This window comes from Brachybacterium massiliense (genome assembly GCF_900184245.1).
Classification (GTDB): Bacteria; Actinomycetota; Actinomycetes; order Actinomycetales; family Dermabacteraceae; genus Brachybacterium; species Brachybacterium massiliense.
Genome location: NZ_FXXB01000008.1, coordinates 64,578 through 90,654, shown reverse-complemented (window position 1 = coordinate 90,654; position 26,077 = coordinate 64,578). Strand labels below are relative to the sequence as shown.

Genomic DNA, 26,077 nt, shown 5'->3' with positions numbered 1-26,077 from the left:
CCGTGTGTCGGTGCCGTCCTCGCGGCGGGTGTGCACCTAGATTGAGGGCGTGAGCTCGGCGACGTCGACTTCCCCCGGCATCAGCCAGCTCCTCGACGACCGCTACCGGGTCGAGGAGCCGATCGCGCGCGGCGGAATGGCGACCGTGCACCGCGGCCACGACGAGCGGCTGGACCGCGTCGTGGCGCTGAAGATCATGCACCCCCACCTCGCGATGGACGAGGACTTCCGGCGTCGCTTCGGGCGCGAGGCCCGCTCCGCGGCCCGCCTGGCGCACCGCAACGTGGTGGGGGTCTTCGACCAGGGCGAGGACGAGGACCGCATCTACCTCGCGATGGAGCTGGTCGAGGGCCGCACCCTGAGGGCGCGGATCGTCGAGCAGGAGCGGCTGACCCCGCGCGAGAGCCTCGCGATCACCGAGCAGGTGCTCGAGGCGCTCGTGGCGGCGCACCGGGCCGGGATCGTGCACCGGGACATCAAGCCCGAGAACATCCTCATCGGCCACGACGAGATCGTGAAGGTCGCCGATTTCGGCCTGGCGCGGGCGATCGGCTCGAACAACTCCTCCGCGAGCGCGACGCTGCTGGGGACCGTGGCCTACATCAGCCCCGAGGTGGTCACCCGCGGGCATGCGGACGAGCGCAGCGACCTGTACTCGCTGGGCGTGGTGCTGTTCGAGATGCTCACCGGCCGTCAGCCCTTCGTCGGCGAGCAGCCGGTCCATATCGCGTTCCAGCACGTCCACGAGGACATCCCCGCCCCCTCCACGCTCGTCTCCGGCATCCCGCGCGAGCTGGACTCCCTGGTGACCTGGGCTGCGGCGCGCGTCGTCGAGCAGCGCCCCGCCTCCGCGACCGAGCTGCTGCGCGCCGTGCGCGAGCTGTCCGCGACGCTGCCGGCCGCAGTGCTCGATGCCCGGCCCGTGGTGCTCGAGGACACGGACACCGCGGGCGTGCCCCGGATGACCACCTCGCTGGACGAGGTCGCCTCCGAGCTCGAGCACGGGCCCCGCGCCTTCCCCGCCGCGCTGCTGGCCGACGACGCCGCCGTCGGCGCCGAGGCCGCCGCCGGCGCGGACGCGAGCTCCGGAGCGGCCGCCGGTGCTGCCGAGTCCGATACCCCAGCGACTGCGGGAGCCGAGGATGACGAGACGGCCGAGGAGCCCCCGCGCGTCGTCGTCCTGCGCGCTCCCCGGGCCCGGCACGGACGGCACCTGCCCGAGGGCACCCGGCGACGGTCCCGGCCGATGGCATGGCTCGCCACGCTGAGCTTGATCGCGGCCCTGGGCGCCGGCGCATGGAGCGGCGGCGACTGGTACCTCAACACGGGCCCGGGCGCCGATCGCACCATCCCGCTGGTCACCGGCACCACCCTCGCCGATGCCGAGGCGGCGCTGACGTCGGCCGATCTGACCGTCCGCACGGAGGAGAGGTTCGACGACACCGTTCCGGCAGGGCACGTGATCTCCTCCTCCCCCGGCACCGGCACCACGGTGAAGAAGGGCGCGGACGTCCAGGTGGTCGTCTCCAAGGGCGAGCAGACCTTCCCCGTGCCCGAGCTCGTCGGCAGCGAGGTCGAGGACGCCCGCGCGGCGGTCGAGGAGCTCGGCCTGGAGCTGGTCGAGGCGGACCCGGAGTACTCCGAGACCGTGCCCGAGGGCGAGATCATCTCCCAGGCCGCCTCGGCCGATGCCCTCCCCGCCGGCGGGGAGGTCACCGTCGTGGTCTCGCAGGGACGCCAGCCGATCACCGTCCCGAACCAGACCGGCAACAGCGGCAGCGCCGCCCGCGAGGCGCTCGAGGGCGCGGGATTCCAGGTCACCAGCGGCCAGGCCCACTCCGGGAGCGTGCCGCGCGGCGCGGTCATCTCCCAGTCCCCCGCCTCGGGGACCCTGTTCCGCGGGGACACAGTTCACATCGTCACCTCCCTGGGCCCGGAGATGGTCGAGGTCCCGGACGTCTTCCGGCAGCCGGAGGCGGAGGCGAAGCAGAAGCTCGAGGCCGCCGGGTTCGCGGTCAGCGTCGTGCACGACAAGGGCGATCCTGTCTTCGGCCTGGTCTACGAGCAGTCCGCGAGCGCCGGGGAGCAGCTCGAGAAGGGCTCGACCGTCACGATCAAGGTCTTCTGAGCGCCGGGCAGGATCTCCCAGCACGACGTCGCCGGCGCCTCCCCGCAGGGAGACGCCGGCGACGTCGTGCTGGTGCTGCGTGCCTCAGCGGCGCGAGAGCATCTCCGAGACCAGGAAGGCCAGCTCGAGGGACTGCTGGTGGTTCAGGCGCGGATCCACGAGCGTCTCGTAGCGGCGGGTCAGGCCCTCCTCGTCGATCGAGCCGGCGCCGCCGAGCACCTCGGTGACATCATCGCCCGTGAGCTCCATGTGCAGGCCCGCCGGGATCGTGCCGGCCGCCTGATGGACCTCGAAGAAGCCGACCACCTCGTCGAGGATGTCCTCGAAGCGACGGGTCTTGTACCCGTTGGAGGAGGTGATGGTGTTGCCGTGCATCGGATCGGTCACCCATGCCACCTGTGCGCCGGAGGCCTTGACGCCCTCGACCAGTGCGGGCAGCCGCTCCCGGATCTTGCCGGCACCCATGCGAGTGATGAAGGTGAGGCGACCGGGCTCCCGCTCGGGATCGAGACGGTCGATCAGCCGCAGGGCGTCGTCCACGGACGCGTCAGGGCCGAGCTTGACACCGATCGGGTTGCGCAGGCGGGCCATGAAGTCCACGTGCGCCCCGTCGAGCTGGCGGGTGCGCTCACCGATCCAGAGGAAGTGCCCCGAGCATCCGTAGATCTCGCCGGTGCGCGAGTCGATGCGTGAGAGCGCCTCCTCGTAATCGAGCAGCAGCGCCTCGTGGGAGGCGTAGAACTCGACCACCTTGAGCGCATCGAAGTCCGCGCCGATGGCGTCCATGAAGCGCACGGCCTTGTCGATCTGGCCGGCGAGCTCCTCGTACCGGTCGTATCCCGCACCGGAGGTGAAGCCGCGGTTCCAGGAGTGCACCTCGCGCAGATCCGCGAAGCCGCCGCCGGTGAACGCGCGCAGCAGGTTCAAGGTGGTGGCGCTGGTGGTGTAGGTCTTCCACAGCCGCTGCGGATCCGGGATCCGCGCCTCGGGCGTGAAGGCGAACTCGTTGACGGCGTCGCCGCGGTAGGTGGGCAGGGTGACGCCGTCGCGGGTCTCCTCGTCGGAGGAGCGCGGCTTGGCGAACTGCCCGGCCATGCGGCCCATCTTCACCACCGGCACAGAGGCACCGTAGGTGAGGACCGCAGCCATCTGCAGGATCGTGCGGATCTTGTTGCGGATGCGGTCGGCGGTGGAGTCGGCGAAGGTCTCGGCGCAGTCGCCGCCGGCGAGCAGGAAGGCCTCTCCCCGCGCGGCCGCCGCGATGCGCTCGCGCAGCACATCGACCTCACCGGCGAAGACCAGCGGCGGGGCGGCGCGCAGGTCGTCGAAGACCTGGGCGCGGGCGCTCTCGTCGGGCCACACCGGCTGCTGCACCCGCGGATACTCGCGCCACGCACCGAGCGCCGCCAGGCCGTCATCGGCCGAGGACAGGGTGAACGCGTGCGCGCGGGCAGGGGCATCGGGGCTGAATGAAGTCACGCGCACAGCGTAGCCACTCCCCCGCCCCGACGGCGCCAGGGCCCACGGGTCGGGCCGCCGTGGCGCGTCGGCCCCGGCGGAGGCTCTCAGGAGCGCTGCTGGGCCTCGCGCATCCGCTGCTTGACCACGCTCGCGTACTCGTCCACCTGCTCCTGCCCGGACAGCTCCTGGATCCGGTCCATCAGCGCATCGGTCACCGCACGGAGCACCTTCGCCTCCTCCGCCCCCTCGAGCTCGGCCACGATCTCGGCGACGTCGAGCGGCTCACCCACCACGGCGTGGATGCGCGGTGAGCGGTGGGGGAAGAACTTCCGCCGGCCCTGCGCCTCGAAGGCGCCCAGCATCGCGACCGGGATGACCGTCGCCCCGGTGGCCAGGGCGAAGCGTGCGACACCGGTCTTGCCGCGATAGAGGCGTCCGTCGGGGCTCCGGGTGCCCTCGGGGTAGATGCCCAGCACCTCGCCCCGATCGAGCACCTTCAGCCCCGCCTCGATCGCAGAGCGGGAGGCGCTGCCCCCGCTGCGGTCCACGGGCATCACCCGCAGGCCCCGCATCACGGAGGCCACCGCACGGTTCAGCGGCGAGCGCCCCGAGAAGATGTCGGACTTCCCCAGGAAGTGGACGCTGCGCCGCACCTGCCCGGGGAGGAAGACGGTGTCCGAGTAGGCCTGGTGGTTCGAGGCCAGGATCACCGGGCCCTGCTCCGGGATGTTCTCGGTGCCGCTGATCGTGGGATTCCACAGCACCCGCACCACCCCCATCACGAAGGGCTTGGCGATCTCGTACAGCACGGCGGGCTCCTGGGTCGGGCTCCGCAGGGCGGAGTGGAGGTGAGAAGTGGTGCGCGCGGATGCGACGATGTCCCCATGGCGTTCAGCGAACTGTCCCGCCCCTGGCGCGCGCGGGGACACTTTAACCCGCGCGGCGGGCTGCTCCTGTGCCACGGGTTCACCGGCTCGCCGCAGTCGCTGCGGCCCTGGGCGGAGGATCACGCCGCACGGGGCTGGGAGGTCGAGCTGCCGCTGCTTCCCGGCCACGCCGCCACGGAGCGCGAGCTCGCGGGGACTCGCTGGCAGGACTGGTACGGCAGCGTGCGCGATGCGGCGCTGGAGCTGTCCGAGGAGCTCGGCCCGATCGGCGTGGGCGGCCTCTCGATGGGCGGCGCGCTGGCCCTGGCCCTGGCCGCGGACCCCGCGCTGCGGGGACGGATCGCCGCAGTCGTCGCGGTGAACCCCGGGATGACCCTGCCGCCGGCGGCGAGCGTCGCCGAGCTGATCGCACCGGTGGTGCGGACCCTGCCGGGGATCGGCTCCGACATCGCGCTGCCCGGGTCGACGGAGGAGGCCTATGACAGGCTCCCGGTCCGGGCGGTCGCCGAGCTCCGCCGTCTCTTCCGCCGCACCCGGCAGCAGCTCGGGGCGGTGGAGGTGCCGCTGCTGCTGGCGACCTCGAGCGTGGATCACACCGTGCCCCCGAGCGACAGCGACATCGTCGCCGCCGGGGTGCGGGGAGAGGTGGAGCGCCTGGCCCTCCCCCGCAGCCACCATCTGGTGCCGCTGGACCACGACGCTCAGCTGCTGTTCGACAGCTCGGCCCGGTTCCTCGACCAGCACGTCCGGCCCCGCGGAGGTGGAGGATGACGCCCGAGCGGGGAAGCGCTCCGGATCCGCGCGACGTGGACGCGGAGTTCGCCCGCATGCTCGAGTGCGAGGGTCTGGTGCTGAGGCCAGGCGAGGCGCCGCGGGAGCCGGCGGCGCCCGAGCACGCCTCCGCCGACGAGGAGGACGACTCGCTGTGGTCCTTCAGCGCGGACTCGCCGTCGGAGCCCCCGAGCCCGGAATCGGTCGCGCGCTCGCGAGCCGCCCACCCTTCGGCGGGACGAGAGGACCCCACGGCCGGGCTGCGCGGCGCGGCAGGTCCCCGAGAGCTCGACGACGAGGAGGTCCTCTACGGGGACTTCGAGCCGCCGGATCCTGATCTGCCCCGGGCCTCCGAGGGGACGCTGTGGTCCTGGACGGCGCTGCTGGGCGGCATCGTGCTGATGCTCGTGGTGGTCGTGACCCCCACGATGCCCGGCTTCCTGGGCTGGCTCGGCGGTCTCTCGGCGATCGGCGGGACGATCTCCCTGCTGCTGAGAGCGCCCCGCGGTCCCCGCGACGAGGACGACGACGGGGCCCAGGTCTGAGAGCCTCGCCGCTGCCCGCTCAGCGGGCGAGGTCCGCGGCGCCGACGATGCCGGCGCGGTTGCCCATGCTGGCGACGACGAAGGGCGCCAGCGGGCGGTGGGCTCGGGCGGTGAGGTTCTTGCCGTAGGCCTCGCGCGCGGGGTCCAGCAGCAGGTCCCCGGCCGCCGCGACACCGCCGCCGACGACGATCACCTCCGGATCCAGCAGGGTCGCGATCGAGGCCAGGCCCATCCCGAGCCAGGTGCCGATCTCGGCGATCAGCTCGCGCGCCCCGGGATCCCCCTGCTGGGCCAGACGCGTGATCAGCGGACCGTCGATCTCCTTCTTGGCACCGCCGGCCGCCTGCACGAGGGGCCCCAGGAGCGGATCGCCCGCGGAGGCGCGTCGCTTCGCGGTGCGCACCATCGCCGTGCCGGCGGTGTACTGCTCGAGGCAGCCGCGCCGACCGCAGCCGCACCACTGGCCGTCCGGGACCGCGGTCATGTGCGCGACCTCGCCGGCGAACCCGCCGCTGCCGCGCACCAGGTTCCCGTCGAGCACGATCGCGCCGCCGAGTCCGGTGCCTACGGTGGCCATCAGCATGTGCGAGGCGTCCGTCGCGGCGCCGAAGCGGTACTCCGCCCAGCCGGCGGCGTTGGCGTCGTTCTCCACGATCACCGGCAGCCCGGTGAGGCGCTCGAGCTCGTCCGCCAGAGGATGCTGGCGCCAGGCGAGGTTCGCGGCGAAGTTCACGGTGCGCCGATCGGCGCCCACGAAGCCGGCGGCCCCCACGCCGACGCCCACCACCTCGTGGTCGCCGCGCAGCTCCGCGACCGCGTCCGCCACCGCGGCCTCGATCAGCGCGGCGTCGGTGGCCGGGGTGCTGCGTGTGGTGGCGGCGATGATCTCGCCCGTCTCGTCGACCACCCCCGCCGCGATCTTGGTGCCGCCGATGTCCACGCCGATGGAGAGCATGCCGTTCCTGTCCTGTGCTGGTGTACTGGGAGCGCCGCATCTCCCGACCACCGGGAGGGTGCGGCCGCCCATGAGCCTGTCGGGGCCCATCGTATGCGCCCTCTGCCCTAGAATCGGACCGACCCCACCAGCGCTTCCGGGCAGGCGTCCGGTACGCGATGCTCACGCCGTCGTCCGGATCGAAGGAGATTCGATGAAGCAGTTCACCACCCCACCGCAGCACGAGAGCCGTCCTGACGAGAACACGACGGATCTCCTGCTCGGCAGGCTCCGATCGAATCCCTCGGTGCCGATCTACGAGCTCGCCCAGCCCGACGGCTCCTACACCCCCGTGGCCACCGCCGACTTCATCGAGGACGTCAAGAGTCTGGCCAAGGGCCTGATGGCCTCGGGCGTGGAGTCCGGCGACGCGGTCGCGATCCTGTCCCGCACCCGCTACGAGTGGGCGCTGCTGGACTGGGCGGTGTGGTGGGCCGGCGGCGTGAGCATCCCGATCTACGAGACCTCCTCCCCCAGCCAGATCCAGTGGATCGCCTCGGACGCCGAGGCGAAGTTCGCGGTCGTCGAATCGACCCGCCACAAGGAGGACATGGAGTCCGTGCGGGGCGATCTGCCCGCGCTCGCCCGCATCGGCGTGCTCGACGACGGCATCCTCGATGACCTGCGCAGCAGGGGCGAGTCCGTCAGCGACGAGGACCTCGAGGCGCGTCGCACCTCGCGACGCATGGAGGACGTCGCGACCATCATCTACACCTCCGGCACCACCGGGCGCCCCAAGGGCGCGCAGCTCACCCACGCCAACTTCGTGGACACGACCCGCAGCGCCGTGACCCTGCTCGGCCAGCAGGTGCTGCCCCCCGGTTCGCGTCTGCTGATGTTCCTGCCGCTCGCGCACGTGTTCGCCCGCCTGATCACGGTCCTGGCCGCCTCCTGGCCGGTGACCACCGCCTTCACCCCGGACACGAAGAACCTGCTCGCAGACCTCGCCGCGTTCAAGCCGACCTTCCTGCTCGCGGTGCCCCGAGTCTTCGAGAAGGTGTACAACGGCGCCGAGGCGAAGGCCATCGCCGGCGGCAAGGGCAAGATCTTCAGCGCCGCCGCGCAGACCGCGATCGACTACTCGACCGCGCTCTCGAACGGCAAGGTCCCCTTCGCCCTCAAGGCCAAGCACGCGCTGTTCGACAAGCTCGTCTACGGCACGCTCCGCGGGGCGATGGGGGGCCAGGTCCGGTGGGCGGTCTCCGGCGGTGCACCGCTGGGCGCGCGCCTGTCCCACTTCTTCCGCGGCATCGGCGTGACCATCCTCGAGGGCTACGGGCTCACCGAGACCACTGCTCCGATCAGCGTCAACCTTCCCTGGGACGTGCGTCCCGGCACGGTGGGCCCGCCCCTGCCGGGCTCCTCCGTCGCGATCGACGAGGACGGCGAGATCCTGGTCAAGGGCGTGATGGTCTTCAAGGGCTATCACAACAACGCCGAGGCCACTGCGGAGGCGATGACCGACGGCTGGTTCCGCACCGGGGACCTGGGAGCGCTGGACGAGGACGGCAGCCTCACCATCACCGGTCGTCGCAAGGAAGTCATCGTGACCGCGGGCGGCAAGAACGTCTCGCCCGCGCAGCTCGAGGACCAGCTGCGCTCGCATCCGCTGGTGAGCCAGTGCGTGGTGATCGGTGACCAGAAGCCCTTCGTCGCCGCGATCCTCACCTTGGACGCCGAGATGCTCGGCACCTGGCTGAAGAACAACGGCCTGCCGGAGATGGACGTCGCCCAGGCCGCCAAGAACGAGAAGGTGCGCGCCGAGCTGCAGACCGTCGTGGACCGCGCGAACGCCACCGTCTCGCGCGCTGAGTCGATCCGGGCCTTCGAGGTCATCGACTCGGACTTCACCGAGGAGAACGGCTACCTCACCCCGTCGCTCAAGCTCAAGCGCAACGTGGTGGTCAAGGACATGGCCGAGATCATCGACCGGATCTACGCCGGCCAGAAGCCGACCAGCTGACACCGACGGGGCCCGCGGGCCCCTTGCCGACGCGGCCCCGAGGGTCGGACGAGCATGCCCCGCAGCGCTCGCTCCGACCGTCGGGGCCGCGTCGTACGCTTCGCCCATGCCCGCACGCCACCAGCTGAGCTTCGACGATCTCGGCACCCCGTTGGCAGAGGCCACCTTGGTGGTCGTGGACCTCGAGACCACCGGCACGGATCCCACCACGGACGCGATCACCGAGATCGGGGCGGTGAAGGTGCGCGGCGGCGAGGTGCTCGGGGAGTTCCGCACCTTCGTCGATCCGGAGCGGCCGATCCCCGCCTACATCGCGTCGCTGACCGGCATCACCGACGCCTCCGTCGCCGGCGCTCCTCCGATCCGCACTGTGCTGCCGATGTTCCTGGACTTCGTGGGGGACGCGGCGCTGGTCGCCCACAACGCCCGCTTCGACATCTCCTTCCTCGGCGCGCAGGCGGCCGCCTGCGAGATCGCCTGGACCCGTCCGCTGGTGCTGGACACGCTCGCTCTCGCCCGCACCGTGTTCCGGCGGGACGAGGTTCGCAACCACAAGCTCTCGACCCTCGCCGCCCACGTCGGGGCGAGCATCACACCGGACCACCGCGCGCTGTCCGATGCCCGTGCCACCGTCGACGTGCTCCACGCGATCATCGAACGGCTCGGGCCCTCCGCCGCCTCCACCCTCGAGGACCTCGGCGGTGCGCATCGGCGGGCCAGCCCTGTCCAGCTGCGCAAGAAGCATCTGGCCGAGCAGCTGCCGGCGGTGCCGGGCGTCTATCGCTTCCATGACGCCCAGGGGGCGGTGCTCTATGTGGGCACCTCCCGCTCCGTGCGCTCCCGGGTGCGCACCTACTTCACGGCCTCGGAGACCCGCCGCAAGGTGCTCGACATGCTGCCCCGGGCGGAGTCGATCAGCGTGATCGAATGCGCGACGCCCACCGAGGCGCGGGTGCGCGAGCTGCGCATCATCGCCCACGAGAAGCCGCCCTCGAACCGGCACGGCCTGACCCCGGAGAAAGCGCACTGGCTGCGGCTCGGCACCGATGCGCAGGGGCTGCGCGGTGCGCGGATCGCTCGCGATGAGCAGGACGGCTCGGCGCAGATCGGGCCGCTCACCTCACGCCATGACATCGAGCCGCTGCGCGGGCTGCTCACCGACGCGATCCTCGGGCGCGGCACCGCCCTCGAGCAGAGCGGTCGCCGGGCGCCGCAGTCCCTCTCAGGCCATCGCGCGCGGATCCGTCGAGCCATGATCGAGGACCCCCGCGAGGTGCTCGACCACGTCGCCTCCCGGCTGCGCGGCCACGTGGACGCGGGCCGCTACGAGGAGGCGGAGAAGCTGCGACGCCTCGCGCAGACCTTCCTGGCCGCGGCGCATCGCGCCACCCGGCTGCGGGCGCTGGCCGCCGTCCCGCTGCTGGTCGCCGCCCGCCCCAGCACGGAGGCGGTGATCGGCGGGAAGGGCTGGGAGCTGCTCGCGGTGAGGCACGGCCGCTTCTCGGGCACCACCCTGGTGCCCGTGCACAAGGATCCGCTGCCGTTCGCCCGCTCCCTGGCCGCGACCGGGCTCGGGGAAGCGGAGCTCGCCGCGCCCCTGTGCCAGGGCTACCACCAGGAGGCCGAGATCATGCTCGCCTGGCTCGAGGGCGAGGGCATGCGCACCGTGCTCGTGGAGGGCGACTGGCAGACTCCCGCCCGGGCCCGCTTCGATCAGGCGCACCTCGCACGGCGCTTCGCACGGACCGGAGGGCACGACGCGGCATAGGCTCGAGGCACCGTCCCCGGCGCGTCCGGCGCCCTGTCGAAGGAGAAGCCATGATCACCGCCATCGTCTCGATCATCGTCGAGCCCCACCGCATCCCCGAGGTCGCGCAGGCGGTCGTGGACATCGACGGGATCGAGCAGGTCTACTCCGTCACCGGTGATGTGGACCTCATCGCGGTCGCGAAGGTGCGCGCGCACGAGGATCTCGCCGGTGTCATCGCCGGGGCGCTGAGCAAGGTGGACGGCGTGCTCGACACCACCACCAACATCGCCTTCAAGACCTACTCGAAGCGGGACCTGGACGCGGCCTTCGATCTCGGCTTCGACGGCTGAGCCGCACTGCGGGCCGACGCAGGAAGCCCCCGGCGCCGCGCCGGGGGCTTCTTGCCGTGCGGGCTCGGGCGGCCCTCGCCTCAGCTCTGCCGGGCGAAGGCCTCCTGCGACGCCGCGGCCCAGCGTCCGATGAGGTCCGCGGGGGCACCGGAGTCCAGAGCGGCGCGCACCTCCTCGAACGCCGCCACGAACCTGCCCTCGAAGCCGGCCCCGGCGCTCTGGCCGATCCCGTCGAAGGCGACGACGCCCGCGGCCGCGTTCAGCAGCACCGCGTCGCGGATCGGGCCCATGCGTCCGCTGCTCTCTCCCGCATACAGATCACGAGCCACCTGCGCGTTCTCCTCAGCAGTGCCCCCGCGCAGCGCGTCGTGCCCGCTGCGCGGTACTTCGACCAGAACGGCCGGATCCAGCACATGCTGAGCGATCTCTCCCCCACGCACCTCCCAGACGTCCGACGGCGCGGTCACCGTCAGCTCGTCCAGCCCGTCCTGCCCGCGGAAGACGAGCGCGCTGGTGCCGCGCGAGGCGAAGACGCCCGCCACGGTGGGCGCGATCGACGGGTCGGCGACGCCGACGGCGCTGGCCCGCGGACGCGCCGGATTCGTGATCGGGCCCAGGATGTTCATCACGGTCGGGATCCCCAGCCCCCTGCGTGCCTCCGCGGCGTACTTCATCGAGGGATGGAACACCTGCGCGAACAGGAAGGTCATCCCCACCCGTTCCACCAGCGCCTCCACCTCGGGCACCGGAAGATCCAGGCGGATGCCGAGCGCCTCGAGCACGTCCGCCGAGCCGGAGCGGGAGGTGGAGGCGCGATTGCCGTGCTTGACGACAATGCGGCCGGTGGCGGCGATCACCACGGAGGCCATCGTGGAGATGTTCACGGTCTGCGCGAGATCGCCTCCGGTGCCGACGATGTCGATCGCCTCTCGAGGAGCGTCCACCGGGCGTGCGTGGGCGATCATCGAGTCGGCCAGCGCCTCGAGCTCGGTGCTGGTCACCCCCTTGGACTGCAGAGACACGAGGAACCCGGCGAGCTGCACCGCGCTCGCGTTCCCCGACATGACCTCGTCCATCGCCCAGGCGGCCGCACCGCCGTCGAGCTCCTCGCCGCGCACGAGCTGCGCCGTGATCCGGGACCAGGTGGGGATGTTGTCGTTCATGGACCGATCATCGCATCCCGCACGGCCCGTCAGTCGACCTGATCACGGAACGGATCACGGAACGGTCACGTCTGCGCACATGGGCGACCACCTGGGGCTATTCGGTGCGTGTCTGGGTTCGTGACACGGCGTCAGGAGGGATATGCTGTGGCGGTCCGCCCGGGGCGCAGGCCCCGCGATGTGCCGGTCGTCGTGAACCGGCACACCGAATCTGACGACACGACATAATGGTGACGTGACTACTGCGACCTTGCCTGAGCGCTCCGCCCCCGCTGCCGCACCAGCGGTGGGCCGCCCGAATCCGACGCAGATCGGCACCCTCGTCTGGCTCGCCAGCGAGCTGATGTTCTTCGGCGGCCTGTTCGCCATGCTGTTCACCCTGCGCTCGATGGCGCCGGAGACCTTCTCCGACGGCCAGTCGAACTTCACGCACGGCTTCGCGCTGCTGAACACCTCCATCCTGGTCTTCAGCTCCGTGACCTGCCAGATCGGTGTCTACATCGCGGAGGGCCGCTGGCCCAACGGGAAGACCTTCACCCCGCGCAAGCGCCGCGAGGGCTCGATCTTCAACATCGCCGGCTGGGGGATGATCGAGTGGTACACGCTCACCTTCATCCTCGGCGCGATCTTCGTCTCCGGCCAGGCGTACGAGTACGCGGAGCTCGTCCACCACGGCGTGACGATGTCGTCCTCGCCCTTCAGCTCGATCTTCTACCTCTCCACCGGGTTCCACGGCATCCACGTGATCGGCGGTCTGATCGCCTTCCTGATGGTGCTGATGCGGGCCTACACCGCGGAGAAGTTCACCGCCCATGAGCAGGTCTCGGCGATCTGCGTCTCCTACTACTGGCACTTCGTGGACGTCGTCTGGATCGTGCTGTTCTTCGTCGTGTACCTGCTCGATCCGATCATGACGCTCGGGAACTCCGGTCACGCGGTCCCGGTCGACTTCAACTGGAGGGTCTTCTGATCCCCGGCGACGCACGGCTGCTCAGGCCCGCTGCGTCCGCCCCCGCCAGTCATCGCACAGTCCACCCCCTCCACGAATCGAGGTCCGAACCGTGAAGGCTCTCGCCGCACGTCGTCATCACCCGATGGCGCTTCTCGTGATCCTGCTGCTCGCGCTCGTCGCGACCGGCGGGCTGTATACGGCCTTCCAGCCGCAGACGGCCCAGGCCGAGGCCTACACGCAGGACGACATCGACGCGGGTGAGGCATTGTTCCTCGCCAACTGCGCCACCTGCCACGGCGTCAACGCCGAGGGCCTCCAGGACGCCGACGGCAGCACCCTCGGCCCGTCGCTGATCGGCGTGGGCGCGGCCGCCGTCGACTTCCAGGTGGGCACGGGCCGCATGCCGATGCAGCACTCGGGCGCACAGGCCGCTCGCAAGCCCCCGCAGATGAACGAGGAGCAGACCCGCCAGCTCGCGGCCTATGTCGCCTCCCTGGGCCCCGGTCCTGCTGTCCCGGACGAGGAATGGCTCGACACCAGCCAGGGCGACGCCACCAAGGGCGGCGAGATCTTCCGGATCAACTGCGCCATGTGCCACAACGCCGCCGGTGCCGGTGGCGCCCTGACCCGCGGCAAGTACGCGCCGCCGGTGATCGGCCTGGAGCCCAAGCACGTCTACGAGGCCATGGAGACCGGCCCGCAGAACATGCCCGTCTTCAACGACACCAACCTCTCCCCGTCGGACAAGCGCGACGTGATCACCTACCTCGAGACGCTCGAGGAGAACGGGTCCCCCGGCGGCATCTCGCTGGGCTCGCTCGGTCCTGTGACCGAGGGTCTGTACGCGTGGACGATCGTCCTGTCCCTGCTCCTGGGCTGCGCTGTGTGGCTGGGGGCGAAGGCCAAGTGAATGCGAGCATGAACAACAACCTCGACGGCAGCTCCCCCGCACGCGGCGTGAGCGCCATTGCCCCCAAGGAGGGCGGCGGCTTCCCGAACCCGGGCCTGCCCCCGCACCAGCTCCGCCAGGCGGACCTCTCGAAGTCCGCCGAGAAGCGCGCAGAGCGCCTCGTCGCCGGCATGTTCCTGCTGAGCGTCGTCGGCACCGCCGCATTCATCGCGGCGTACTTCCTGGTGACGCCCACGGGCATCAACCTCTTCGCAGAGGAGGGCAGCCCGAAGGCGCTGTGGTGGTCGAACCTCACCATCGGCCTCGGTCTCGCGATCGCCGTGTTCTTCATCGGCGCGGCCGCCGTGCACTGGGCGAAGACCCTGATGCCCGATGAGGAGATGGTCGAGGAGCGGCACGACATCCGCAGCACCGACGAGACCCGTGAGGTCGCCGCCGGCATCATCACCGACGGCCTCGAGGAGTCCGGCATCGCCCGCCGCCCCGTGATCGTCACCGCGATGGTCGCCGCCCTGGCCGCGCTGCCGATCGCCGTGCTCGCGCCGCTGTCCACCCTCGGCCCGCTGCCGGGCAACAAGCTCCACCACACCTTCTGGGGCCACAATCCGGGCCAGCGCCTCGCTCGCGACCACGACGGCACGCCGATCAAGCTCTCCGACGTCGCGATGAACTCGATCTTCCACGTCATGCCCGAGGGGCTGACCCGCGAGACCGAGCACCACATCGAGGAGCGCGCCAAGGCCGCTGCCGTGATCGTCCGCTTCGATCCCAAGCTGGGCAAGAACGAAGAGAGCATGGCGATGGGCGTGGAGGGCGTGCTCGCCTTCTCCAAGATCTGCACCCACGTGGGCTGCCCGGTCGCGCTCTACGAGCAGCAGACCCATCACATGCTGTGCCCCTGCCACCAGTCGACCTTCGACGTCACCGACGGCGCCAAGGTGATCTTCGGTCCGGCGCACCGCCCGCTCCCCCAGCTCCCGATCGAGGTCGACGACGAGGGCTACCTGGTGGCCCCCGGCGACTTCATCGAGCCGATCGGCCCGAGCTTCTGGAACATCCACAAGAACAAGGATGCGTGATCACGTGTCGACCACGACTCCCAGCGCCGGGAAGCAGACCTCCATCGACCAGAACTCGCGGGTGTACAAGCTCGGTGCGGTGGGCGGCGACTGGCTGGACCAGCGCGTCGCCGGCGGCGGCCTGGTCAAGTTCATCGCCCGCAAGATCTTCCCCGACCACTGGTCGTTCATGTTCGGCGAGGTGGCGCTCTACAGCTTCGTCATCCTGCTGATCTCGGGCACCTTCCTGACGATGTTCTTCGACCCCTCCATGGAGGAGGTCATCTACAACGGGCCGTACACCGCGCTGCAGGGCGCGCACATGTCCCGCGCCTATGAGTCCACGCTCGAGATCTCCTTCGAGGTGACCGGCGGTCTGCTCTTCCGCCAGATGCACCACTGGTCCGCGCTGGTGTTCATGGTCGCGATCTTCGTGCACATGTTCCGCGTGTTCTTCACCGGTGCGTTCCGCAAGCCCCGTGAGCTCAACTGGCTCGTCGGCTTCACCCTGATGATCCTGGGCATGGTCGCCGGCTTCTCCGGCTACTCCCTCCCGGACGATGTGCTCTCCGGCAACGGCCTGCGCGTGGTCGAGGGCCTGATGAAGGCCGTCCCGGTGGTGGGCACCTACATCGTGATGCTCGTGTTCGGCGGGGAGTTCCCCGGCACCGACATCATCCCGCGCCTGTTCACCATCCACATCCTGCTGGTGCCCGCGATGATCCTGGGCCTGATCGGCATCCACCTGGTGTTGCTGGTGCTGCACAAGCACACCCAGTACCCCGGCCCGGGCCGCACCGAGCGCAACGTGGTCGGCTTCCCGGTGTTCCCGGTGTACGCGGCCAAGGCCGGCGGGTTCTTCTTCCTGGTCTTCGGCATCATCACCCTGATCTCGGCGACCACGTCGATCAACGGCGTGTGGAACTACGGTCCCTACGACCCCTCCCCCGTCTCAGCAGGCTCGCAACCTGACTGGTACATGCTCTGGACGGACGGCGGCCTGCGCCTGATCCCGGGCTGGGAGTCCACGATCTTCGGCTACGTGCTGTCGTGGAACATGCTGATCCCGATGGCGGTGTACGGACTGCTGCTGGGCGTCCTCGCCCTCTACCCGTTCATCGAGGCCTGGGTGACCGGTGATGACCGCGAGCACCACCTCAACGATCTGCCGTACAACACCCCGGTGCGCACGGGCCTCGGCGTCGCCTGGATCATGACCTACCTGATCCTCGCGCTCGCGGCGACGAACGACCTCATCGCCATCGCCCTCCAGCTGTCGATCAACGACCTCACCTGGGCTCTGCGGATCTCCTTCTTCGTGGTGCCGGTGCTGTCCTTCTACGTCACGAAGCGACTGTGCCTGTCGATCCAGCGCCAGAAGCGGGATCTCGCCCTCCACGGCGAGGAGACCTCTCGGATCGTCCGCACCGACACCGGTGACATGATCGAGATCCATGAGCCGCTGAACGAGTTCGACCGCTGGGTCCTGGTCCAGCACGACGACTACCGCCCGCTCAAGGCCGGCAAGGGAGTCTCCTCCCTCCGGGCGAAGGCGACGAGCTTCTTCTTCAAGGACCGCATCGAGCCGGTCACCCCGGCCGAGCTGCGCGAGGCGCTCGAGCACCACGGCCACGAGAAGCACGTCATCGATCGGGTCACCGGCGGCGACTACCGCACCCCGGCGGAGAAGGCCACTCACTGAGCCGCTCCCCCACCCCGCTCATCGAGCGGAGCTGAACGATGAAGGGCCCCGAGGAATCTCCTCGGGGCCCTTCTCGTCTGCCCGGGCGGGCGCGTCCAGCGGCGTCACAGCCCCAGTGCCGCGGGCTCACCCGGCGGGTCCCGCTTCTCACTCGAGGTGCGGGTTGAAGCCCTTCTCCGAGTTATCCGGCGAGCGTCTGCCTGTCGCGAGATCGGCGAGATAGCGGGCCGCGACGCGGCTCAGCCGGGGCTCATGCTTCCGCAGCGCCCGGGTGGTACGCAGCGAGACCGAGGTGGTGCTGAGCCCCTCCGCCTCCAGGACTCCGCGCGCCCAGGCGGTGCCTCCGGTCGTGCCGTCCTGCGCCGCGAAGAGCTGCTCGAGCTCCCCGCGCGCCTTCGCGATCAGGTCCTGGTCCCCGCCGATCATCTGCTCCCCCGATTCCACGTCCGTGCGCCATCACGGGCTGCGCAGCGGTGCGCAGTGCGATGCCGTCTGGAGCCCACGCTACCGCGTGCCCGGGGAGCCTTCTCGCGCGGGGCTGGGAGGCGGCGTCCAGCTGGCACCGGATCACGACGCTGCTGCGGCACGATTCCTCGCAGCTCCTCGCGACGGGACCCTCAACTCGCGCAGGGCTCGCCAACTCCCACGGTCACGTAGGTTTTCAGATGTAACGGCGAGTACAGCCTCGATCGGGGGATGGTGGCGTGGGAAGGTTCGGGGCTCAGAACGACACGCCCCCGGCCCGGCCACCCCTACGCGCAGGCCAACCGCTCTGCGTGCCGCGTGCTGGGGCTGAGTGGTCGCAGGAGAGTGAGCAGAGGGCTGCGAGACCGGCGAGGGCACGCCGGCTCCGGGTCCGCCCGTGAACGCACCAGCACGCGCGCGAGACGTCAGGGCGCTCCTAGGCACGCTCTCGCTCCCTGCGCACGCTCTCGGCGCCTCCAGGGCTCCTGGACGCGCTGGGAATCCTTCTCAGGCGATGGGCAGGCGCTCGAGCGCCTGCCGGGCAGTCGCGTGGGCACCGCACTCCCCCGGACATGACGAAGGGTCCCGCATCGCGAACGATGCGGGACCCTTCATGCAGTGCCCTCTCGCGGAGAGGTGGGGCGCTGCAGGGATCAGTGCGCGTGCTGGCCGGTGGAGAACTCCATGACCCACAGGATCACGCCGTAGATGGCGAACATGACGCCGAAGGCGAAGATCCACCAGCCGGCGGCGACGCCGAGGAAGCAGAGCGACGCGCCCAGGGAGGCCCACAGGGGCGCCCAGCTGTACGGGGAGAAGCTGCCCTGCACGCCGGCGTCGTCGGACACCTCGCCGTCCAGCTCGTCCGACGCGCCGAGATCGTTCTTCTTCACCGCGATCGAGGCGGTCAGAGCGATCATCAGGGCCAGACCCGCCAGGCCGATGATCGCGGGCACGCCCACCATCTCCATGCCCATGGGCTCGTAGCGCGACGTCACGAAGGCGTACGCGGCGGCGACGATCGCGAAGAAGACCGTCAGGATCCAGAAGATCTTTGCCGTTGCTCTCATGTCAGTTCGTCCTCGGGTTCACAGCGGGTTCTTCAGCGAGCATGTGGTCCTGCAGCGCGACCTCCGGGTGGTGGAGATCGAAGGCGGGACGCTCGGAGCGCACGCGGGGCAGGGAGTGGAAGTTATGGCGCGGCGGCGGGCAGGACGTCGCCCACTCCAGGGAGGCGCCGTAGCCCCACGGATCGTCGACCTCGACCTTCTTGCCCTTGACGTGGGTCAGCACCACGTTGAGCAGGAACGGGAGAGTCGAGGCGCCCATGATGAACGCACCCACGGTCGAGATCTGGTTCATCCAGTCGAAGCCGTCCTCGTGGAGGTAGTTCACGTAGCGGCGCGGGGCACCTTCCACGCCCAGCCAGTGCTGGATGAGGAAGGTCATGTGGAAGCCGATGGTCAGCAGCCAGAAGTGCAGCTTGCCGAGACCCTCGCTGAGCTTGTAGCCGAACATCTTGGGCCACCAGAAGTAGAAGCCCGCGAACATCTCGAAGACCACGGTGCCGGCCATCACGTAGTGGAAGTGCGCGACCACGAAGTAGGTGTCGGAGATGTGGAAGTCCAGCACCGGCGAGGACAGGATCACGCCCGTCAGGCCACCGAAGATGAAGGTGGTCAGGAAGCCGAGGGTGAACAGCATCGGCGTCTCGAAGGTCAACGACCCTCGCCACATCGTGCCCACCCAGTTGAAGAACTTCACGCCCGTCGGCACGGCGATCAGCATCGTCATGAAGGCGAAGAAGTCGAGCATCACGGCACCGGTGGTGTACATGTGGTGCGCCCACACGGTGACGGACAGCGCGGCGATCGCGATGGTCGCGCCGACCAGGGTCTTGTAGCCGAAGATCGGCTTGCGCGAGAAGGCCGGGATGATCTCCGAGGCGATGCCGAAGAACGGGAGCGCCAGGATGTAGACCTCGGGGTGGCCGAAGAACCAGAACAGGTGCTGCCACAGGATCGGTCCGCCGTTGGCGGGATCGAAGATGTTCGCGTCGAAGCGCCGGTCCGCTCCCAGCGCCAGCAGCGCGGAGGCCAGGGGCGGGAAGGCCATCAGCACCAGCACCGCGGTGATCAGGGTGTTCCAGGTGAAGATCGGCATCCGGAACATGGTCATGCCGGGCATGCGCATGCACAGGATCGTGGTGATGAAGTTGACCGCGCCGAGGATCGTGCCGAAGCCCTGCAGGGCAAGGCCGAACACCCACAGATCACCGCCCAGGCCGGGCGAGAACGTGGTGTCGGACAGCGGCGCATAGGCGAACCAGCCGAAGGACGCGGCGCCCTGGGGGGTGAGGAAGCCGGAGACCACGATCAGCGAGCCGAAGCCGGTGATCCAGAAAGCGAACATGTTCAGGCGCGGGAACGCCATGTCCACGGCGCCGATTTGGAGCGGCACGAGGTAGTTCGCGAAGCCGTTGAACAGCGGCGTGCCGAACATCAGCAGCATGATCGTGCCGTGCATCGTGAACAGCTGGTTGTACTGGTCCTTCGAGACCACGACCTGCAGTCCGGGCTCCCACAGCTCGGTGCGGATGCCGAGCGCGAGCAGGCCGCCGAACGCGAAGAACGCGAAGGCCATGCCCATGTACATCATGCCGATCAGCTTGTGATCGGTCGTGGTCAGGAGCTTGAACATCTGCGAGCCGAGGCTGGTCGGCCGCTGTTCCTGGAACCGCGCGTCGACCGAGGAGCTCGGTGCGGCGGTGGTCTCGGTGCTCACTCGTTCTCTCCCTCGGTACCGGTGGAGGCGGTCTCCTCGGTGTAGCGAGGACCGGCGTCGTCATGCTCCTCGCGCATGCTCCAGTCCTCCTGATTACGGTTCAGATCCACGCCCAGCTGGCCGGTGTTGCCCTGGTCGCGCAGCTCCTGCATGTGCGCGTCGAACTCCTCCTGGGAGACGACCACGACGTTGAAGAGCATGTCGGAGTGGTACTCGCCGCACAGCTCGGCGCACTTGCCGGCGTAGGTGCCCTCACGGGTGGGGGTCAGCTGGAAGCTGGTGGTGTGCCCCGGCATCATGTCCTTCTTGTACAGGAAGTCCACGACCCAGAAGGAATGGATGACATCGCGCGAGTCCAGACGGAACTCGACGGTCTGGCCGACGGGCAGGTACAGCTCGGGCAGCGACTCCGCGGCGCCGGGCTCCCCGGTGGCGAAGGACTGGACACCGGCGGGCTCGTGGACGTCGTCATCCACGTAGTTGATGTCCCAGCTCCACTGCTTGGCGACGACGTTGACGGTGTAGTCCGGCTCCGCCACGTGCATCTCGATCTCACGGGCATCGCGCTGGGTGAAGTAGAAGAGGGTCAGCACCATGACCACGGGCACGAGCGTGAACATCAGCTCGAGCGGCACGTGGTAGCGCAGCTGGACCGGGAAGCCGGTGTCGTTCTTGCGGCGACGGTAGGCGACGGCGCACCAGATCGTCAGGCCCCAGATCATCAGGCCGACGAGGACGAGGACGGCCCAGGAGCCGACCCAGAGGTTCGTGATCCTCTCGGTGTGGCTGGTGACCTCCTGCCCATCTTCCGGGCCGGGCATGAACCCGCGCTGCTGCGCCTGGGTGCAGCCGGCGAGGAACAGGGTGGCCAGTGCGAGGCCTGCTGCCGCGGCACGGCGCCCACGCCGTGCGCGCTGGGGGACCTGGGGGATCACAGGGTATGACCTTCCGCTCGTCGTCTCCGCCTCGCGTCTCCGCACCGGGGCCCGTGCCTCGGTCCGGCTCCGCAGGCGGAGCTGGTGCTCGTGTGTGGGCGGGACACACCCACAGTGCCGCGCCCTCCCGTGGCAGGAGGGCCGTGGCAGGCCCGGGGGCCCGCCCTTTGACGGCACTCCGTCATCATACGGGTTCCCGGAGGTGGTGGAGCCACCTCCGGACGGCGCGTTGCATGCCGACCCGCGCTCCGTGACCGGTCCGTGATCTGTGGGTAGCCGTGGTCACAGCGGAACGGGCCCGCCCCAGGTGACGTGATCGTCACCGGGACGGGCCCGTTCCTGCCGGTGCCTCGGGTCGACCTGCGACCGTGCGGCGGGCAAGGGTCCTCGTCGGCTCAGCCGAAGGAGTCGCCGCAGGCGCAGGAGCTGCCGGCGTTGGGGTTGTCGATCGTGAAGCCCTGCTTCTCGATGGTGTCGGCGAAGTCGATCACCGCACCGGAGAGGTAGGGGCTGCTCATCTTGTCGACGACCACCTCGACGCCCTCGTACTCGGCGACCAGGTCGTTGTCCATCAGGCGCTCGTCGAAGTAGAGCTGGTAGATCAGCCCGGAGCAGCCGCCGGGCTGCACGGCGATCCGCAGGCGGAGGTCGTCACGACCCTCCTGCTGCAGCAGCGTGGTCACCTTCTGCGCGGCGCCGGAGGTGAGGGTGACGCCATGCGCCTCGGTGGGGCGCTCGGTGGTGGGCGTGGTCATGCGATCCTCCTCGAAGCTCGTGTCAGCTCAGGATACGCCTCGGGAGTGTGGAACGGGGGACCGAGGTCTCCGCGATCCCTCTCACGAGATGCGGGCACCCGGGCCCCGCCCGTCGGCTCTCGGTGCAGTACGCTCCGTTCAGATCACTCCGCGGAACAGCGCGAGCAGGATCACGCCGCCATAGCCGAGGACGACTCCCACCACCGCGCCGGTGGCTCCGTCTCGGCTGCGGCCCCGCAGGACCATCGAGAAGGCGGCCAGCAGCACGGCGGCCACGACCAGCAGGCCCCACCACAGCAGCCAGTACCCGGCGATGAAGCCGATGACCAGGCCGAGGAACAGCAGCGGCACCATCAGCGGCGAGACGGTGGGGCTCTGGCTGTCGCGCCCGCTCGGGCCGGTCATGCCCGCTGCCCGCCCAGACGCCCCGCGCCGCGCAGCAGCAGCGCCTCGGCCAGGCACACCTTCGCGAACTCGGCCAGGTGCAGTGACTCATCGATGCCGTGGGCGCGGGATTCGGGGTCCTCCACGCCGGTGACCAGCACCTCCGCCTCGGGGAACACCTCGAGCAGATCGGCGATGAAGGGGATCGAGCCTCCGAGCCCGGTGTCCACCGCCGCGGTGCCCCAGGCGTCCGCGAAGGCGCTGCGCGCGAGATCCATGGCGGGAGAGGACTGGCGGGCGCTGTAGGGCCGGCCGCGCTCGCCCCGGTGCACGGTGACCTGCGCGGTGGTCGGCGCATGCTTCTCGAGATGAGCGACCAGCGCCTCCATCGCGGAATCCGGCTCCTCCCCCGGCGGGATACGCAGCGAGACCTTCGCCCGGGAGACGGGGACCAGGGTGTTCGAGGCCTCCCGCACCGTGGGGGCGTCGATCCCGATCACCGAGAGGGCGGGGCGGGCCCACAGCCGCGCGGTCAGCGAGCCGCTGCCCGAGAGCTCGAGCCCCTCGCTGACGCCCGCGTCGCGGCGGAAATCGGCCTCGTCCATCTCGACGCTCGGATCCGGTGCCCGCACGAGACCCTCCACGGCGACCTCGCCCGCGTCGTCGTGGAGGGTGGCCAGCAGTCGCGAGAGCTGGGTCAGCGCATCGAGCACCGGGCCGCCGAACAGGCCGGAGTGGACCGCATGGTCCAGGGCGCGCACCTCGACGACCACGTCGACCACGCCGCGCAGGCTCGTGGTCAGCGCAGGGGTGCCCACGGCCCAGTTCGCGGAGTCCGCCACGATGATCAGATCGGCGGCGAGCTTCTCCCGGTGCGCCTCGATGAAGGGGCGGAACGTCGGGGAGCCGGCCTCCTCCTCGCCCTCGACGAAGACGGTCACTCCGATCCCGTCGGCGGCGAGCTCCTCGCCCACCAGGCGCAGGGCGGTGACGTGCGCCATCACCCCCGCCTTGTCGTCGGCGGCGCCGCGCCCGTAGAGGCGGCCGTCCCGCTCGACGGGCTCGAAGGGGGCGCTGGTCCAATCCCCTGGATCACCGGTGGGCTGGACGTCGTGGTGCGCGTAGAGCAGCACGGTGGGGCGGCCCTCCGCGGCGGGGGTGCGGCCGATCACGGCGGGGCTGCCGCCCTCGACGGACTCGATGCCCACCTCCGCCATCCCGGCCTCGCGCAGCAGGGCGGCGACGGCCTCGGCGCTACGATGCACCGGCTCCTGGTCGTAGCCGTCGAAGGCGATCGAGGGGATGCGCACGAGGTCCTTGAGATCCTCGATCGCCGCGGGCATCAGCGGCTCGAGCCGCGCGCGCAGGGCCTCGACCTCCTCGGGATCTGCGAGGGGCGCTGCGGTGCTGGGGTCGTGAGTGGTCATGGCGGTCACGGTACCGCCGGTGCCTGGCAGGGTGCAGCGGACGCGGTGCAGCGGCACGCGGGATGCGGCCCCTCACGCCCGCGGGCGCGTTCGGCGACGTCGCAGCGCACGTCGCCTAGACTGCCCTGGTGATCTTCCGCAAGTCCGAACCCCCGACCACCCCCGAGCCCGAGGCGCAGCCCGCGCGCCCCGGCTCCAAGGGGCGCCCCACCCGCACCCGCAAGGAGGCCGAGGCGGCGCGTCGTCGGCCGCTGGTGGTCGACGACCGCAAGGAAGCGCGTCGTCGCGACCGTGAGCGCGCCAACCAGGAGCGCATGGAGGCCCAGCACGCCCTGATGACGGGCGACGAGAAGAAGATGCCGTTGCAGCATCGCGGCCCCGAGCGCAGCTTCGTGCGCGACGTGGTCGACTCCCGCCGCAACATCGCCGAGCTGTTCTTCCCGCTCGCGCTGGTCTTCATGCTCGTCGCCCTGGTGCTGCCGCTGATCCGACCGGATCTGACCACCCTGCTGAGTACCGGCATGATCATCGTGCTGTGGGGAGGCATCGCCATGTGCGTGGTGGACGGCTTCCTGCTGCGCAAGCGCCTGCGCCGTGTGCTCACCGACCGCTTCGGCGAGGTGCAGCAGGGCCTGGTGGGCTACGGCATCATGCGTGCGATCCAGATCCGTCGCTTCCGCCTGCCCCGCCCGCAGATCAAGCACGGCGAGGCGCCCCGCTGAGCAGCCCCGCTCCCCCGCCCGGCTCCTGCCGGGCCCCGCACCCGTGACGAAGAACGGCCGACGCGATCGCTCGCGTCGGCCGTTCTCGTCGGTGCACGTCCCTCAGGCTCCGGGCGCCTCGGCGGCGGCCTGCTTCTCGTCACGGGTGACGGGCTTGGCGTCCACGCCCGCCTCCTTGCGCTGTTGCGGTGTGATCGGTGCGGGCGCGGCGGTCAGCGGGTCGAAGCCGTTGCCGGTCTTGGGGAAGGCGATCACCTCGCGGATCGACTCCTCCTTCGCCAGCAGGGCCACGATCCGGTCCCAGCCGAAGGCGATGCCGCCGTGCGGCGGGGCGCCGAACTGGAAGGCGTCCAGCAGGAAGCCGAACTTCTCCTGCGCGTCCTCCTCGCCGATCCCCATCACCGAGAACACCCGCTGCTGGACGTCCTGGGAGTGGATGCGGATGGAGCCGCCGCCGATCTCGTTGCCGTTGCACACGATGTCGTAGGCGTAGGCCAGAGCCGAGCCCGGATCGGTATCGAAGGTGTCCATGAACTCCGGCTTCGGCGAGGTGAAGGCGTGGTGGACCGCGGTCCACGAGCCCTCTCCGACGGCCACGTCACCGGCCGCGCGGGCATCGGCGGCGGGCTCGAACATCGGCGCGTCGACCACCCACACGAAGGCGAAGGCGTCATGGTCGATCAGGCCCAGACGCTCAGCGATCTCGTTGCGGGCGGCGCCCAGCAGGGCGCGGGAGGACTTCGCCTCGCCCGCGGCGAAGAAGATGCAGTCGCCGGTGCTCGCACCGGTCGCCTCGAGCAGGCCCGACTTCTCCGCGTCGGAGATGTTCTTGGACACGGGGCCGGTGAGCGTGCCGTCCTCCTGGACCAGCACGTAGGCCAGTCCCTTCGCGCCGCGCTGCTTGGCCCACTCCTGCCAGGCGTCGAGCTGGCGGCGCGGCTGGGAGGCGCCGCCGGCCATGACGACCGCCCCGACGTACGGGGACTGGAACACGCGGAAGGGCGTGTCCTTGAAGTAGTCGGTCATCTCGATCAGCTCGAGGTCGAAGCGCAGGTCCGGCTTGTCGGAGCCGTAGCGGCGCATCGACTCGGCGTAGGTGATGCGCGGGAACGGGGTGGTGATCTCGTGGCCGCCCTTGGCCCACACCGCGGTGAGGATCTGCTCGGCCAGCGCGATCACGTCCTCCTGGTCCACGAAGCTCATCTCGACGTCGAGCTGGGTGAACTCGGGCTGACGGTCCGCACGGAAGTCCTCGTCGCGGTAGCAGCGGGCGAGCTGGAAGTACTTCTCCACACCGCCCACCATGAGCAGCTGCTTGAACAGCTGCGGGGACTGCGGCAGCGCGTACCAGGAGCCGGGGGCCAGGCGCGCGGGCACCAGGAAGTCGCGTGCGCCCTCGGGCGTGGAGCGGGTCAGGGTCGGGGTCTCGACCTCGAGGAAGCCCTGGTCCAGGAGGGTGTCGCGCGCGGCACGGTTGACCTCGGAGCGCAGGCGCAGCGCGGCGGCGGGGCCCTGACGGCGCAGGTCGAGGTAGCGGTAGCGCAGGCGCGCCTCCTCGCCGACCTCGGAGTGCTCGTCGAGCTGGAACGGGAGCGGGGCGGAGGTGCTGAGCACCTCGACCGACTCCGCGGTGACCTCGATGTCGCCGGTGGGCAGCAGCGGGTTCTCGTTGCCCTCGGGACGCCTGCCGACGGAGCCGACCACCTTCAGCACGTACTCGTTGCGCAGGTGCATCGCCTCGTCCTCGCGCACCACCACCTGGGTGACGCCGCTGGCGTCGCGCAGATCGAGGAACGTCACGCCGCCGTGGTCACGGCGACGGCCGATCCAGCCGGTGAGGGTGACGGTCTGTCCGATGTGCTCCTGGCGGAGCTCACCAGCGGAGTGGGTGCGCAGCACGGGGTGTCCTTCTCGAGGGGTCGACGGGCACGGCCGACCGGGCGCGGGAGCGCGCGGCGGCCGTCACGCAGG

General features: G+C 70.3%; 23 protein-coding genes. 11 read left to right on the top strand and 12 right to left on the bottom strand.

The window, feature by feature from the left end; all coding sequences use genetic code 11:
- The first annotated feature begins 49 nt into the window (after nt 1-49).
- Nucleotides 50-2,128 (top strand): Stk1 family PASTA domain-containing Ser/Thr kinase, encoded by a 2,079-nt coding sequence (pknB, locus tag BN4251_RS10375; protein ID WP_087485048.1) that lies wholly within the window; start codon nt 50-52, stop codon nt 2,126-2,128.
- 84 nt (nt 2,129-2,212) lie between these two features.
- On the opposite strand, the gene BN4251_RS10370 is transcribed toward pknB, so the two are convergent.
- Together BN4251_RS10370 and BN4251_RS10365 are read right to left on the bottom strand one after the other, a co-directional pair.
- Nucleotides 2,213-3,607: a class II 3-deoxy-7-phosphoheptulonate synthase gene (locus BN4251_RS10370; RefSeq protein WP_170931932.1), complete on the bottom strand. Its 1,395-nt coding sequence runs from the start codon at nt 3,605-3,607 to the stop codon at nt 2,213-2,215.
- Nucleotides 3,608-3,693: 86 nt separating this feature from the next.
- On the bottom strand, nt 3,694-4,398 hold the full coding sequence (locus BN4251_RS10365) for a lysophospholipid acyltransferase family protein (protein WP_087485046.1): 705 nt from the start codon (nt 4,396-4,398) through the stop codon (nt 3,694-3,696).
- A 75-nt stretch (nt 4,399-4,473) separates the two neighbouring features.
- On the opposite strand from BN4251_RS10365, the gene BN4251_RS10360 reads away from it, so the two are divergent.
- Nucleotides 4,474-5,247 (top strand): alpha/beta hydrolase, encoded by a 774-nt coding sequence (locus tag BN4251_RS10360; RefSeq protein WP_087485045.1) that lies wholly within the window; start codon nt 4,474-4,476, stop codon nt 5,245-5,247.
- Nucleotides 5,244-5,792, top strand: a complete 549-nt coding sequence (locus tag BN4251_RS10355; RefSeq protein ID WP_087485044.1) for a hypothetical protein — start codon at nt 5,244-5,246, stop codon at nt 5,790-5,792. The genes BN4251_RS10360 and BN4251_RS10355 overlap by 4 nt, the downstream gene beginning before the upstream one ends.
- A 19-nt stretch (nt 5,793-5,811) precedes the next feature.
- On the opposite strand, the gene BN4251_RS10350 is transcribed toward BN4251_RS10355, so the two are convergent.
- Complete coding sequence (locus BN4251_RS10350; RefSeq protein ID WP_087485043.1) at nt 5,812-6,747, bottom strand: ROK family glucokinase; 936 nt, start codon at nt 6,745-6,747, stop codon at nt 5,812-5,814.
- A gap of 193 nt (nt 6,748-6,940) precedes the next feature.
- On the opposite strand from BN4251_RS10350, the gene BN4251_RS10345 reads away from it, so the two are divergent.
- The 3 genes from BN4251_RS10345 (at nt 6,941) to BN4251_RS10335 (ending at nt 10,849) form a co-directional block, all read left to right on the top strand.
- Complete coding sequence (locus tag BN4251_RS10345) at nt 6,941-8,749, top strand: AMP-dependent synthetase/ligase (protein ID WP_087485042.1); 1,809 nt, start codon at nt 6,941-6,943, stop codon at nt 8,747-8,749.
- 106 nt (nt 8,750-8,855) lie between these two features.
- Nucleotides 8,856-10,517, top strand: a complete 1,662-nt coding sequence (locus tag BN4251_RS10340; protein WP_087485041.1) for a DEDD exonuclease domain-containing protein — start codon at nt 8,856-8,858, stop codon at nt 10,515-10,517.
- A gap of 50 nt (nt 10,518-10,567) precedes the next feature.
- Nucleotides 10,568-10,849 (top strand): Lrp/AsnC family transcriptional regulator, encoded by a 282-nt coding sequence (locus BN4251_RS10335; protein WP_087485040.1) that lies wholly within the window; start codon nt 10,568-10,570, stop codon nt 10,847-10,849.
- An 80-nt stretch (nt 10,850-10,929) separates the two neighbouring features.
- Here BN4251_RS10335 and trpD read toward each other — a convergent pair whose 3' ends face one another.
- A complete protein-coding gene (trpD, locus tag BN4251_RS10330) occupies nt 10,930-12,012 on the bottom strand; it encodes an anthranilate phosphoribosyltransferase (RefSeq protein WP_087485039.1) in 1,083 nt (360 codons plus the stop codon).
- Between the two features lie 235 nt (nt 12,013-12,247).
- On the opposite strand from trpD, the gene ctaE reads away from it, so the two are divergent.
- From ctaE to qcrB, 4 genes are all read left to right on the top strand, one after another.
- Nucleotides 12,248-12,982, top strand: a complete 735-nt coding sequence (ctaE, locus tag BN4251_RS10325) for an aa3-type cytochrome oxidase subunit III (RefSeq protein ID WP_087485038.1) — start codon at nt 12,248-12,250, stop codon at nt 12,980-12,982.
- A 91-nt stretch (nt 12,983-13,073) separates the two neighbouring features.
- Nucleotides 13,074-13,874, top strand: coding sequence for a cytochrome bc1 complex diheme cytochrome c subunit (gene qcrC, locus BN4251_RS10320; protein WP_087485037.1), 801 nt, complete (start codon nt 13,074-13,076; stop codon nt 13,872-13,874).
- An 8-nt stretch (nt 13,875-13,882) separates the two neighbouring features.
- Nucleotides 13,883-14,953 carry a cytochrome bc1 complex Rieske iron-sulfur subunit gene (qcrA, locus tag BN4251_RS10315; protein WP_087485036.1) on the top strand — a complete coding sequence of 357 codons (1,071 nt, stop codon included), beginning with the start codon at nt 13,883-13,885 and terminating at the stop codon, nt 14,951-14,953.
- A gap of 4 nt (nt 14,954-14,957) precedes the next feature.
- The gene (qcrB, locus tag BN4251_RS10310; RefSeq protein ID WP_087486329.1) at nt 14,958-16,634 is read left to right on the top strand and encodes a cytochrome bc1 complex cytochrome b subunit; all 1,677 of its coding nucleotides are present in this window, start codon (nt 14,958-14,960) and stop codon (nt 16,632-16,634) included.
- A 147-nt stretch (nt 16,635-16,781) separates the two neighbouring features.
- Here the strand turns inward: qcrB and BN4251_RS10305 are convergent, their stop codons facing one another.
- The 7 genes from BN4251_RS10305 to BN4251_RS10275 form a co-directional block, all read right to left on the bottom strand.
- Nucleotides 16,782-17,078 carry a hypothetical protein gene (locus BN4251_RS10305; RefSeq protein ID WP_140398428.1) on the bottom strand — a complete coding sequence of 99 codons (297 nt, stop codon included), beginning with the start codon at nt 17,076-17,078 and terminating at the stop codon, nt 16,782-16,784.
- A 674-nt stretch (nt 17,079-17,752) separates the two neighbouring features.
- Nucleotides 17,753-18,169, bottom strand: coding sequence for an aa3-type cytochrome oxidase subunit IV (gene ctaF / locus BN4251_RS10300; RefSeq protein WP_087485034.1), 417 nt, complete (start codon nt 18,167-18,169; stop codon nt 17,753-17,755).
- A gap of 1 nt (nt 18,170) precedes the next feature.
- Nucleotides 18,171-19,883 (bottom strand): aa3-type cytochrome oxidase subunit I, encoded by a 1,713-nt coding sequence (gene ctaD, locus BN4251_RS10295; RefSeq protein ID WP_087485033.1) that lies wholly within the window; start codon nt 19,881-19,883, stop codon nt 18,171-18,173.
- Nucleotides 19,880-20,818: an aa3-type cytochrome oxidase subunit II gene (gene ctaC / locus BN4251_RS10290; protein ID WP_087485032.1), complete on the bottom strand. Its 939-nt coding sequence runs from the start codon at nt 20,816-20,818 to the stop codon at nt 19,880-19,882. The genes ctaD and ctaC overlap by 4 nt, the downstream gene beginning before the upstream one ends.
- A gap of 395 nt (nt 20,819-21,213) precedes the next feature.
- Nucleotides 21,214-21,573, bottom strand: a complete 360-nt coding sequence (gene erpA / locus BN4251_RS10285) for an iron-sulfur cluster insertion protein ErpA (RefSeq protein WP_087485031.1) — start codon at nt 21,571-21,573, stop codon at nt 21,214-21,216.
- Between the two features lie 138 nt (nt 21,574-21,711).
- A complete protein-coding gene (locus tag BN4251_RS10280; protein ID WP_087485030.1) occupies nt 21,712-21,978 on the bottom strand; it encodes a hypothetical protein in 267 nt (88 codons plus the stop codon).
- Nucleotides 21,975-23,384, bottom strand: coding sequence for a dipeptidase (locus BN4251_RS10275; RefSeq protein ID WP_087486328.1), 1,410 nt, complete (start codon nt 23,382-23,384; stop codon nt 21,975-21,977). Before BN4251_RS10275 ends, BN4251_RS10280 begins: the two co-directional genes overlap by 4 nt.
- Nucleotides 23,385-23,512: 128 nt before the next feature.
- Between BN4251_RS10275 and BN4251_RS10270 the strand changes: the two genes are divergently transcribed.
- Nucleotides 23,513-24,106: a DUF3043 domain-containing protein gene (locus BN4251_RS10270; protein ID WP_087485029.1), complete on the top strand. Its 594-nt coding sequence runs from the start codon at nt 23,513-23,515 to the stop codon at nt 24,104-24,106.
- A 102-nt stretch (nt 24,107-24,208) separates the two neighbouring features.
- Here the strand turns inward: BN4251_RS10270 and aspS are convergent, their stop codons facing one another.
- A complete protein-coding gene (aspS, locus tag BN4251_RS10265; protein WP_140398427.1) occupies nt 24,209-26,005 on the bottom strand; it encodes an aspartate--tRNA ligase in 1,797 nt (598 codons plus the stop codon).
- Between the last annotated feature and the right edge of the window lie 72 nt (nt 26,006-26,077).